At 47.8% G+C, this 10801-nt stretch carries 12 protein-coding genes; 8 read left to right on the forward strand and 4 right to left on the reverse strand.

Translation table 11 applies throughout. The annotated features are described in order from the left end of the window. Nucleotides 1-304: 304 nt before the first annotated feature. The 4 genes from GFS24_RS28840 (at nt 305) to GFS24_RS28855 (ending at nt 5345) form a co-directional block, all read left to right on the forward strand. On the forward strand, nt 305-1723 hold the full coding sequence (locus tag GFS24_RS28840) for a glycoside hydrolase family 125 protein (protein ID WP_153665995.1): 1419 nt from the start codon (nt 305-307) through the stop codon (nt 1721-1723). Nucleotides 1724-1799: 76 nt separating this feature from the next. Next, nucleotides 1800-2150 (forward strand): PadR family transcriptional regulator, encoded by a 351-nt coding sequence (locus GFS24_RS28845; RefSeq protein ID WP_153665997.1) that lies wholly within the window; start codon nt 1800-1802, stop codon nt 2148-2150. Nucleotides 2151-2155: 5 nt separating this feature from the next. Continuing rightward, nucleotides 2156-3652 carry a glycerol kinase GlpK gene (gene glpK, locus GFS24_RS28850; protein WP_153665999.1) on the forward strand — a complete coding sequence of 499 codons (1497 nt, stop codon included), beginning with the start codon at nt 2156-2158 and terminating at the stop codon, nt 3650-3652. Between the two features lie 145 nt (nt 3653-3797). Then, complete coding sequence (locus GFS24_RS28855) at nt 3798-5345, forward strand: glycerol-3-phosphate dehydrogenase/oxidase (RefSeq protein WP_153666001.1); 1548 nt, start codon at nt 3798-3800, stop codon at nt 5343-5345. 208 nt (nt 5346-5553) lie between these two features. On the opposite strand, the gene GFS24_RS28860 is transcribed toward GFS24_RS28855, so the two are convergent. From GFS24_RS28860 to GFS24_RS28875, 4 genes are read right to left on the reverse strand one after another with little or no spacing between them, the layout of a single operon-like run. Further along, a complete protein-coding gene (locus GFS24_RS28860) occupies nt 5554-6132 on the reverse strand; it encodes a nitroreductase (RefSeq protein ID WP_153666003.1) in 579 nt (192 codons plus the stop codon). Between the two features lie 4 nt (nt 6133-6136). Continuing rightward, nucleotides 6137-6565: a thioesterase family protein gene (locus GFS24_RS28865; protein ID WP_153666005.1), complete on the reverse strand. Its 429-nt coding sequence runs from the start codon at nt 6563-6565 to the stop codon at nt 6137-6139. Beyond that, the gene (gene rdgB / locus GFS24_RS28870) at nt 6552-7142 is read right to left on the reverse strand and encodes an RdgB/HAM1 family non-canonical purine NTP pyrophosphatase (protein ID WP_153666007.1); all 591 of its coding nucleotides are present in this window, start codon (nt 7140-7142) and stop codon (nt 6552-6554) included. Before rdgB ends, GFS24_RS28865 begins: the two co-directional genes overlap by 14 nt. A gap of 15 nt (nt 7143-7157) precedes the next feature. Beyond that, entirely contained in the window at nt 7158-7655 is a 498-nt protein-coding gene (locus GFS24_RS28875) for a hypothetical protein (protein ID WP_153666009.1), read from the reverse strand. Between the two features lie 123 nt (nt 7656-7778). On the opposite strand from GFS24_RS28875, the gene GFS24_RS28880 reads away from it, so the two are divergent. From GFS24_RS28880 to rpsG, 4 genes are all read left to right on the forward strand, one after another. Next, nucleotides 7779-8885 (forward strand): branched-chain amino acid aminotransferase, encoded by a 1107-nt coding sequence (locus GFS24_RS28880; RefSeq protein ID WP_253906630.1) that lies wholly within the window; start codon nt 7779-7781, stop codon nt 8883-8885. A 291-nt stretch (nt 8886-9176) separates the two neighbouring features. Next, a complete protein-coding gene (locus tag GFS24_RS28885) occupies nt 9177-9476 on the forward strand; it encodes a hypothetical protein (protein WP_153666011.1) in 300 nt (99 codons plus the stop codon). Nucleotides 9477-9611: 135 nt separating this feature from the next. After that, the gene (gene rpsL / locus GFS24_RS28890) at nt 9612-9992 is read left to right on the forward strand and encodes a 30S ribosomal protein S12 (RefSeq protein ID WP_026751391.1); all 381 of its coding nucleotides are present in this window, start codon (nt 9612-9614) and stop codon (nt 9990-9992) included. Between the two features lie 31 nt (nt 9993-10023). After that, complete coding sequence (gene rpsG / locus GFS24_RS28895) at nt 10024-10491, forward strand: 30S ribosomal protein S7 (RefSeq protein ID WP_153666013.1); 468 nt, start codon at nt 10024-10026, stop codon at nt 10489-10491. The last annotated feature ends 310 nt before the right edge of the window (nt 10492-10801 follow it).

Genomic DNA, 10801 nt, shown 5'->3' on the forward strand with positions numbered 1-10801 from the left:
CTAACGTACAGTGGTACTGAAAAACCGGTCCCACCAGAAAAAGGTGCGCATGGCATTTATACAGTGGTACTGAAAAACCTGTCCCACCAGAAAAAAGGTGCGCATGGCATTTTACAAAAAATATAAAATATCCCGGTATCATCTAAAGATGATACCATATAAAATAGCTGAACAAAATTGTTCAAGTTCACTGTAAGAAGAAGGCCGGTCTATTTCCATAGACCGGTTTTTTTTGTCCGTTAGCAATATTTTAGCAGCCTTAAATGGAAAAGAAGTTCCTATTTTTCAGGATCAAACATAAAATATGAGCAGAAGAAAGTTCCTACGTCAATCCGCGTTATTATCGTCCGCCGTTATTTTACGCCCTGCTCTTTCCTGGGCCGGCCAGAAAGATTTCCCCGTTGTACGCATTCCTGAAGCACAACGCAAGTTCCGCAGCGAAGCAGTAGAGAAAGCTATTGCCGCCGTAAAAAGCAAAGCCACCAATACAGAATTAGCCTGGCTTTTCGAGAACTGCTTCCCCAATACGCTGGATACCACAGTAGAACATGAAATGAAAGATGGCCGCCCGGACACTTACGTGATCACAGGCGACATTGATGCCATGTGGCTGCGGGACAGTACCGCACAGGTGTCTCCCTACCTTCCCCTTGTAAAGGAAGATGTGCAGCTGCAACACCTCATTGCCGGTGTGATCAATCACCAGGTGAAGTGTATACTGAAAGACCCTTACGCCAATGCTTTCTATAAAGATGAAAATAAACGGGGCGAATGGAAAAGCGACCTGACAGATATGAAACCAGGCATCCATGAGCGTAAATGGGAGATAGACTCCTTATGTTACCCCATCCGCCTGGGTTACCTGTACTGGAAACAAACCGGGGACACGGCACCTTTTGACGCTACCTGGAAAAAGTCCATCGAACTCACGCTGAAAACATTTAAGGAACAGCAAAGGAAAGAAGGCCCCGGCCCTTATCATTTCCAGCGGACCACTTCCTGGGCTACAGATGGTGTGCCTATTGGCGGTTACGGTTATCCCGTTAAACCGGTAGGCCTGATCTGTTCTGTTTTCCGCCCTAGTGATGATGCCACTATCTGGCCTTTCCTCATTCCTTCTAACTTCTTTGCTGTAGTAAGTTTAAGGCAGGCCGCAGAAATGGTACTGGCTTTCCATAAAGATGCCAACCTGGCCAATGCGCTCCGCACGCTGGCTACAGAAGTGGAGAATGCCATTCAGAAATACGCCATCGTAACACATCCACAGTTTGGGAAGGTATATGCTTTTGAAGTGAACGGATTTGGCAGCTTCAATATCATGGACGATGCCAATGTACCCAGCCTGCTGGCACTTCCTTACCTGGGCGCTGTAAAACCAAACGATCCGGTTTATATCAATACGCGCAAACTGGTCCTCTCCTCAGAAAACCCTTTCCATTTCTCCGGCAAGGCCGGAAAAGGAATAGGGAGTCCACATACTGGTATGGACAGGATCTGGCCTATCAGCTTAGTGATCCAGGGGCTCACCAGTAATAACGAAGCAGAGATCAGACAATGCCTGCAAACACTGCAGCAATGCCACGCCGGTAAGGGCTTTATGCATGAGTCCTTCCATAAGGATGATCCTGCTAAATTCAGCCGGTCCTGGTTTGCCTGGGCCAACACCATCTTCGGGGAATTCGTCTGGAAGGTGTACAAAGAAAGACCACATTTACTAAAATAGCAGAAGGCTGACCACACAGGTCAGCCTTTTTGTTTATTTTTAGCCGTCTAACGTATTATAATGTACCAATTCCCTTATGGAGAATAAGCAAAATGCCTATTTCATCACCCGGTGGCAATCCCAGATAAAAAAAGGACTGTTTGAATATATCATCATGCTCCTCCTCCAAAAGAAGGAGCGTTACGGGTATGAATTGATCAGCGAGATCAAGAAACTGGCTGATATGGACATTGCTGAAGGTACCATCTATCCGCTGCTCAGCAGGTTGAAGAAAGAAAAGCTGGTAGAATCCCGCTGGGTGGAAATGGATGAAGGCGTACCCCGCAAGTATTATCAGTTAACAGATCTCGGAAATGAATACCTGGAAACGATGTATTTGTACCTCGGTGAACTCATGCAGGCTATTGGAGACCTGAAAAAGCTTTAAACGATATGAACGGTCAAAAGAAATATATCCTTTCCCTTGATTTAGGATCCAGCGCCGCCGGTGCTGTACTGTTTTCCCGGGAAGGAAAGGTGATCAGGCAGGTGCACAAGGAATACGAAAAGTATTATCCGCAGCCCGGCTGGATAGAGGTAGATCCCAACGAGATCTGGTTCACCATGTTGTCTGCCATTGAAGAACTGATTGCCATCGCCGGTATCCAGGCAGAAGAGATTGCCGGCATAGGCATTGCCAGCCAGCGGGAAACCACTGTGATCTGGGACCGCATTACAGGAGAACCCGTGTACAATGCCATTGCCTGGCAGGACAGGCGGACTTCCAAACTGTGCGATGAATTCCGCTACCAGGGCTTCTCCGGCCTCATCCGTCAGAAAACAGGCCTGATCCTGGATGCTTATTTCTCCGCCAGCAAGATCACCTGGATACTTGATCATATCAAAGATGCCCGCATCAGGGCGGAACAAGGCCAGCTGGCTTTTGGTACCATAGATGCATGGCTGGTATGGAAACTCACCGCCGGCAAAAAGCATGTAACAGATGTTACCAATGCTTCCCGCACCATGCTTTTCAATATTCATACCCTGCAATGGGATGAAGAATTACTCCGTCTCTTTAATATTCCACATAAACTTTTACCGGACACCTGTTCCAACAGTGAGGTGATCGCTTACACAGAAACGTCTATCCTGAATGCCGCCATTCCTATTGCAGCGATGGCAGGAGATCAGCAGGCGGCTCTTTTCGGGCAGATGTGCCTGGAACCGGGCATGGTTAAAAACACCTACGGCAGCGGATGTTTTGCATTGATGAACATCGGCTCCAAACCTATTATTTCAGACAATCACCTGCTCACCACCATTGCCTGGCGGATAGGAGGAGAAGTTACCTATGCGCTGGAAGGCAGCGTATTTGGCGGCAGCTCTGTATTCCGCTGGATCAGGGATGGCCTGGGCCTCATAGAATCTACCGCAGAAATTGAAGCACTGGCACAAACCGAACCGGATAATGGCGGAGTACTTTTTGTACCAGCCCTCTCCGGATTGGGTACTCCTTACTGGGACCCTTATGCCCGTGGCATGATCATCGGCATTACCCGGGGTACTTCCTCCGGCCACATTGCCCGCGCTGCACTGGAAGGGGTAGCCCTTGGTATTGCGGATGCACTGGAAGCCATGGAAAAGGACAGTGGCCGTGCCATTACAGAATTGCGGGTGGATGGCACCTCCGCTACTTACGATTTCTTCATGCAAATGCAAACGGATATCCTGCAATATCCTGTGATGCGCCCGCAGGTAATGCCCTCCGGTGCTACCGGCGTTGCATACCTGGCAGGCCTTGCTACCAACTTCTGGACCTTACAGCAGATCCGTGAACAGTATACGGTGGCCAGGACCTTTTCGCCCAATCCCCCCGGAGAAGGGTTAACGGTACTGCGGGAAAAATGGCAAAAAGCCATTGCACGGGTGAAGAACTGGGATTTCTAGGATACAAGCTATTTTCATAACGCCCTAAAATTCAACAGTATGGACCGTCTCATCAAAAAGACAAAAAAGCCTGTGGAAATGCATTAATTTTGCACGTATCGGATTACGATGTATATTGTATAATAATGCTTGAATAAAAGAGAAAATGAATCGTATAGAACAACTGAAAGCGATGGAGACCGCGCAGGAGTGGGACGTGATCATTATCGGGGGTGGAGCTACAGGGCTGGGAGCCGCGGTGGAATCTACAACAAGAGGATACAAAACACTACTGCTTGAACAGTCTGATTTCGCTAAATCCACGTCCAGCAAAGCCACAAAACTACTTCACGGAGGTGTAAGATACCTCGCCCAGGGGGACATTGCCCTTGTACGCGAAGCCAGCGTAGAAAGAGGCTTGCTACTGAAAAACGCCAGGCACCTGGCTAAAAACCTCTCCTTTATCATCCCGGCCTATAGTTGGTGGGAAGGCGTTTTTTATACGATCGGTCTGAAGATGTATGACTGGATGGCGGGGCGCCTCAGCCTTGGCCGCTCTATTCATATCTCCCGGAAAAAGACCCTGGAGAAACTCCCGGGCCTGAAAGAAACCAATCTTTCCGCCGGTATCCTTTACCATGATGGTCAGTTTGACGATGCCCGCCTGGCGGTGAACCTCATGCAAACCATTTATGAACAGGGCGGCATTGCGCTGAACTATATGCGGGTGAAAGGATTGGGCAAGAACGGAAACGGTCAGCTGTCTGTAGTAACCATGGAGGACTCAGAAACAGGCCGGGAATATACCGTGAAAACGAAAGGCATCATTAACGCCACCGGCGTTTTTGTAGACGATATACTTGAAATGGATGACCCCACCGTAAAACGTAAGATCGTAGCCAGTCAGGGTGTTCACCTGGTGCTGGACCGTTCTTTCCTGCCCGGTGAAAATGCCCTCATGATCCCTAAAACCAGCGACGGCCGTGTGCTTTTTGCCGTGCCCTGGCACAACAAGATCGTAGTAGGCACTACAGATAACCCAGTGAACGAGATCAGCCTGGATCCTGTGGCCATGGAAAAAGAGATCAATTTTATCCTCACCACCGCAGGGCAGTATCTCTTGCATGCGCCTACGCGGGCAGATGTGAAAAGTGTGTGGGCGGGATTGAGGCCATTGGCCAAACCGGAGAAAAGTGAAAAGACGAAGGAGATCTCCCGTAACCACAAGATCATGGTATCTGCTTCAGGTCTCGTAACCATCCTGGGTGGTAAATGGACTACCTACCGGCGTATGGGAGAAGATGTGGTGGATAAACTGGAGAAAGTAAAACAATGGCCGGAGACCAGTTCCGTAACCCGGAACCTACCTATTCATGGTTCTGCGGAGAAAATAGACGAAAAGGACCCTTTATATTATTATGGCTCAGATGCAGCTGCAGTCAGAAATTTATCAAACGGAAACGAAACGCTGAGTGAATCCCTGGGCATTATTAAAGCCCAGGTATTGTGGGCGGTGCGTACTGAAATGGCGCACACGGTAGAAGATGTACTGGCCCGCCGTACCCGCGCACTTTTCCTCGATGCGGAAGAAGCGGTACGTGTTGCACCCAGGGTAGCGGCTATTATGGCTGCTGAAATGGGGAAGGATAATGTTTGGGAGGAACAGCAGGTACGTTCTTTCCAGGATTTGGCTAAGACGTACCAACTGCAATAAGTCCGATGGGGGATTTTTATTTATAGTAAAATCGCACCCCGATGGGTGATTTTTGAGAGTATAAAACACCCCTAAGGGGTGTTTTTATAGAAAAACACCGGGGATGCTCTTTTAAGGATAACTCCCCCAAAAAAACACCGGGGATTCTTTTTATGGATAACTCCCTGAAAAGAAAAAAAACACCGCCCTTTGCAGCGCGGCAAGCTCCCTACATCCACTTAATTTTCTCCTCAAGAGGCTTCACGCGTCGTCCGGTGCGTGGAGCCTCTTCGGAATACCCGAGATAAAGGAATCCCAGTACTTTATCTTCATCCCGCAGGCCAAGGTAATCCTGCATGGCAGGATGATAGGTCATTCCTCCAGAACCCCAGTACATCGCAATATTTTGTGCCGTAGCCCCCAGCCAGATATTTTCCACCGCGCAGGACACTGCAGCAATTTCTTCTATTTCCGGGATCTTGGGGTTCGTGCCTCTCTTCATACAAATGGCAATCACATGCGAAGCCAGGTCCGCCTGCGTTTTCAACTTCTCAAAATTCCCCTGGATGTATTGAGCAGCAGGTGTGAATGATTTATAGAGTGCTGCATGGTCTGCCGCAAATTCCTGTGCTTTTTCGCCGGCATACACCATGAAGTACCATGGTTCCGTGTGGCCATGGGTAGGCGCCCAGTCTGCCAGCTGCAGTAATTCCTGCACAATGGCATCATCTATCTTTTTCCCATTCATATTAGCCGGCTTCACCGTCCGGCGATGCGTGATTACATGCTCAATGTCCTTATATGCCATGCTCTTAAATTAATTGTTGTTTTAAAGCGTCAGGTAACCTGCTCACTTTATGGTTATCGTAATCGTAGCAAACCATGGCGGTTTTGGCTTCCGCCACCAACACGGTCTTACCTTCTTTTTCCATGCTTATCTGATAGAAGAGGTCAAACCCTACCGCGCTGATCTCAGCTGCAGTTACAGCAACAGCCAGCTGATCTCCATAAAAAGACTCTCCTTTATATACTACCGCGAGGTCGGACATGATCATCCCTGTGCCGTAGGCATCCAGTTCCGTACAGCCGATAGCTTTGAGGTATTGCATCCGGGATTCGTGGAGGATAGACACGATAGCGTCATTGCCCACGTGGCCTCCATAATTTACATCGCCTATCCGTACCGGGATCTGGGTGCTAAACCCAAAAGAATCCGGCATATCTATCTTAACTCTTGCCATGCTGTTCTGTTTGAAGGAACGCGATCAGCTTCTTAAAAGCTTTTGCGCGGTGACTGTATTGATTCTTTTCGCTGAGTTCCATTTCGGCAAAAGCCTTCTCGCTGCCGGTTGGCTGAAAGATGGGATCATACCCAAACCCCTTGCCGCCACGGGGGGCAGGGAGGATGTTACCTTCCGCCATCCCTTCAAACTGGTGCTCTGTTCCATCGATGATCAGGGAGATGACTGTTCTGAAACGGGCCTGCCGGTTGGCCTGGCCTTCCAGTAAATGCAGCACTTTGGCCATATTATCCGTGGCGCTCTTTTGTTCCCCCGCATAACGGGCGGATAGTACACCCGGTTCTCCGTTCAGGGCATCCACTTCCATGCCTGTATCCTCAGAAAAGGAATTCTTGCCGGTGAGTTTATAAATGGTCTCCGATTTTTCCCGGGCATTCGCTTCCAGCGTATCATGTGGTTCCGGGATATCGATATCAATGCCTGCTTCCTGCAGGGTGATGATCGCAAAAGCGTCTCCAAGCATGGAGCGGATCTCTTTTACTTTGTTCTCATTATTGGTAGCAAACACTAAGGTCATAGCCGTTCGGGTAAATTATATTCCAAAAAGTTGTTTAAGCGCCATCCAAAGTTTTCCCTTTGAAGTTTTGTCAGTTGCAATAAGTTGCAGGTGATCAGAGTACAATACCGGGATCTGCAAATGTGTTTCCAACTGATAGGCCTGCATGGGCGGAAGCCCCAGTATTTCCAGGGGAATAGCAAAGATAATGCATTGCTGCACCGGCAATATGTTCTTATAGTCCGCCAGTGTTAAACCGGGGTATTGTGCAACATTTATCAATGCAACTTCCTGCATTCCCAGCTTGCATGCACTCAATATATTCGTGAGCAGATTGAACAATTCATCGTTCAAATACGCTTCGCTTTCATTTTGTATAAGCAGTAATACGTTTTTTTGATTTTCACCTAAATATTTCACTTTGGGCAATGCTTTCTCCACTGCAGGTTGTGCGCTGCGCATCTCTGGAATGATAGGCTGGTCGTACATTTGCGCTAGCAGGTATGGATCAAGTTGCAATTGCTCTAGGCTCATAAATATATTGTTATGGTTTAATATGACGATCCCATGTAAGGGAAAAAACGTTTATTTGCGGATCGTTCGGTGGAACGATTACCTGCTTGAATTGCAAAAATATTGAGATAAAACTGATAAACCATGATGGTAGCAGACTATCCCACCGCTAAATCTACAGTAATGGAAGAGGCGAAACGGAAGATAAAGGTAACCAAAACAACAAAGAGCCGCTTGGATGAAGTGGATTTTTCTAACCTGGCTTTTGGCAAGAAGTATGCGGATCACATGTTAGTGGCCGATTTTGACGGAACAGAATGGAAAAACGCAGAGATCCTGCCTTTTCAAAACCTGAGTGTAAGCCCCTCCAACGCCGCATGGCATTATGGCCAGGCCATCTTTGAAGGGATCAAAGCATATAACGATCAGGAAGGAAATCCCATGATCTTCCGTCCGTATGATAACTATGCCCGTTTTAACAAGAGTGCGGAACGTATGGGCATGCCCGATGTACCGGAATGGCTTTTTGTAGGCGGGATGGCCATGCTGATAGATCTGGACAGGGGATGGGTGCCTTCCAACGAAGGTTGTTCCCTCTACCTGCGTCCTTTTATGATCGCTGCGGATGAGTTCATCGGGGTGCGCCCGTCTGATACTTACAAGTTCGCCATCATCAATTCCCCTTCCGGACCTTACTTTAATAAACCTATTCACCTGCTGGTGCAGGATAAATATGTACGTGCCTTCCCCGGTGGGGTGGGTTACGCGAAAGCGGCCGGTAATTACGGCGGGGCTATGTACCCCACCATGCAGGCCAAAAAGCAGGGATACGACCAGATCCTCTGGGTAGATGGCTTTGACTATAAATTCCTGCAGGAGTGCGGTACGATGAACGTATTTGTGATCATCGGGAACCGGGCTATCACCCCAGACCTTACCAATGGTACCATTTTGGCCGGCGTAACCCGCGCCAGTGTGATGGATGTGCTGGTGGATATGGGTTTTGAGGTAGAAGAACGCCCCATTTCCATAGAGGAAGTGGTAACCGCCTGGAAGGAAGGTACCCTCCGGGAAGTATTCGGTACCGGCACCGCCGCCAGCGTTGCTTATGTAGAACAGCTTGATTATAAGGAACATAAGATCTCCCTGGACACTACAAAGTACACCGTTGGGGCCGAGGTGATCAACCGCCTGGATGCCATCCGTACCGGTAAAACGGAAGACGACAAAGGGTGGAATTATAAGATCTAGGGTCATTATAATATTACATATACAGTAGAAAAGGCTGCCTTCGGGCGGCCTTTTTTGTGTCCCTAAGCGTCCGTTTCAGGAAGATAAGCCGTATATAAGTCGTATATAACCCGTATATAAGCCGTAGATAAGCCGTCCCTTACAGATACGGCTTATCTATGGCTTATAGATAACTAAAGAACTAATTATTATACATCCATCCCAACTTAGCCAATCAGGAAACATCCGCTGGGACATATTTTGCTCTTCGGCAGGAATTCCTGACCTTTGCCTTCCAAATCAGGCACAGCCATGACCATTACCGAATTCAAAACATCTTTGGCCAGATCTACCCCGCCGGCAGGATTACCGCTCCTGGTGGAGGCACTATGGTGGGATGGCAAGGGTGATTGGGAGAAGTCCCACACCATTGCCCAGGATATTGGTACAAAGGATGGCTCCTGGGTACATGGCTATCTGCACAGGAAGGAGGGAGACAATGGAAATGCAGCCTATTGGTACGCGAGGGCTGGGAGATCTATGCCGGGTGGAGCGTTAGACGCTGAATGGGAGCTGATTGCGGGGGCATTATTGGAAGAAAGTGGCCGCTAATCGGGAATTTTTGGAAATTTCTTCCCGCACAATTTTGTATTCTAATTAGTAAGTGATACCTTTGCCGTCCCAAATTCTCATACTGAGTTATTTGGCCGAAATTGTAAACCAGCAAGAAAAATAAATTAGGTAAGAATGCCTACAATACAGCAATTAGTAAGAAAAGGAAGAGAAATTATCAGGGCAAAGTCCAAGTCCAGAGCATTGGATGCCTGCCCTCAGCGCCGTGGCGTTTGTACCCGTGTGTACACTACCACTCCGAAGAAACCGAACTCTGCTTTGCGTAAAGTAGCTAAGGTGCGCTTGACCAATAAAGTAGAGGTGATCGCCTATATTCCGGGTGAAGGCCACAACTTGCAAGAGCACTCCATCGTTCTGATCCGTGGTGGCAGGGTAAAAGATTTACCAGGTGTACGTTATCATATCGTACGTGGTTCTTTGGATACTGCAGGTGTGAAGGACAGGAAACAAAGCCGTTCCAAGTATGGTACCAAAAAGGAAAAGGCTAAGAAATAATTAATTGTAAAAGTTGAAATTTTTCAAATAAATGAGAAAGCAAGCTGCGAAAAAATTACCCCTGGCTCCGGATCCCAGGTTCCAGGATAAACTGGTAACTCGTTTTGTGAATAACATCATGGAACAAGGAAAAAAGAGCATTGCCTATAAAATATTCTACGATGCCGTTGACCGCGTTAGTGCTGCTACTAACGAAAATGGTTACGAAATCTGGAGAAAAGCACTGACAAACGTAACTCCTGCTGTTGAAGTTCGTAGCCGCCGTATCGGTGGTGCTACCTTCCAGATCCCTGCAGAAGTACGTGCTGACAGAAAGGTATCTTTGAGCATCAAATGGCTCGTACGCTTTGCCGGTGAAAGAAACGGTAAGAGCATGGCTGAGAAACTGGCTAACGAGATCATGGCTGCTGCAAAAGGTGAAGGTGCTGCATACAAGAAGAAAGAAGATACACACCGTATGGCTGAAGCTAACAAAGCTTTCTCCCACTTCAAGGTTTAGTATCTTTCAGATATACTTTAAGCGAACATCTCCGATATGGGGGTGTTCGCTTTTTTATGGACCAAGGTTTAGTATTTTTCAGCACATACTTAGGCGAACATCTCCGATACCGGGGGTGTTCGCTTTTTTTGTTAGTGTTTTAAAAAAGAAAAAAACTAACACAGCCCCTGCCCATAATTATTCAGCCGCCGAAGTGAGTGACCTTTAGATTTGTATGGATAAAATAATGGATTAAATTGAAGGAAAGAGATGGGGTGAACTAAGTGAGTGACTGGGCTGGAGGCCCATGTTGTGTATTAGTCCCCATCTC

The sequence above is a fragment of the Chitinophaga sp. SYP-B3965 genome, from assembly GCF_009647655.1.
Taxonomy (GTDB): domain Bacteria; phylum Bacteroidota; class Bacteroidia; order Chitinophagales; family Chitinophagaceae; genus Chitinophaga.

Excerpts from the sequence above, each read along its gene's own strand:
- GFS24_RS28840 (WP_153665995.1), top strand. The coding sequence starts at position 305 with ATGAGCAGAAGAAAGTTCCTACGTCAATCCGCGTTATTATCGTCCGCC.
- GFS24_RS28845 (WP_153665997.1), top strand. The coding sequence starts at position 1,800 with ATGGAGAATAAGCAAAATGCCTATTTCATCACCCGGTGGCAATCCCAG.
- glpK (WP_153665999.1), top strand. The coding sequence starts at position 2,156 with ATGAACGGTCAAAAGAAATATATCCTTTCCCTTGATTTAGGATCCAGC.
- GFS24_RS28855 (WP_153666001.1), top strand. The coding sequence starts at position 3,798 with ATGAATCGTATAGAACAACTGAAAGCGATGGAGACCGCGCAGGAGTGG.
- GFS24_RS28860 (WP_153666003.1), bottom strand. The coding sequence starts at position 6,132 with ATGGCATATAAGGACATTGAGCATGTAATCACGCATCGCCGGACGGTG.
- GFS24_RS28865 (WP_153666005.1), bottom strand. The coding sequence starts at position 6,565 with ATGGCAAGAGTTAAGATAGATATGCCGGATTCTTTTGGGTTTAGCACC.
- rdgB (WP_153666007.1), bottom strand. The coding sequence starts at position 7,142 with ATGACCTTAGTGTTTGCTACCAATAATGAGAACAAAGTAAAAGAGATC.
- GFS24_RS28875 (WP_153666009.1), bottom strand. The coding sequence starts at position 7,655 with ATGAGCCTAGAGCAATTGCAACTTGATCCATACCTGCTAGCGCAAATG.
- GFS24_RS28880 (WP_253906630.1), top strand. The coding sequence starts at position 7,779 with ATGATGGTAGCAGACTATCCCACCGCTAAATCTACAGTAATGGAAGAG.
- GFS24_RS28885 (WP_153666011.1), top strand. The coding sequence starts at position 9,177 with ATGACCATTACCGAATTCAAAACATCTTTGGCCAGATCTACCCCGCCG.
- rpsL (WP_026751391.1), top strand. The coding sequence starts at position 9,612 with ATGCCTACAATACAGCAATTAGTAAGAAAAGGAAGAGAAATTATCAGG.
- rpsG (WP_153666013.1), top strand. The coding sequence starts at position 10,024 with ATGAGAAAGCAAGCTGCGAAAAAATTACCCCTGGCTCCGGATCCCAGG.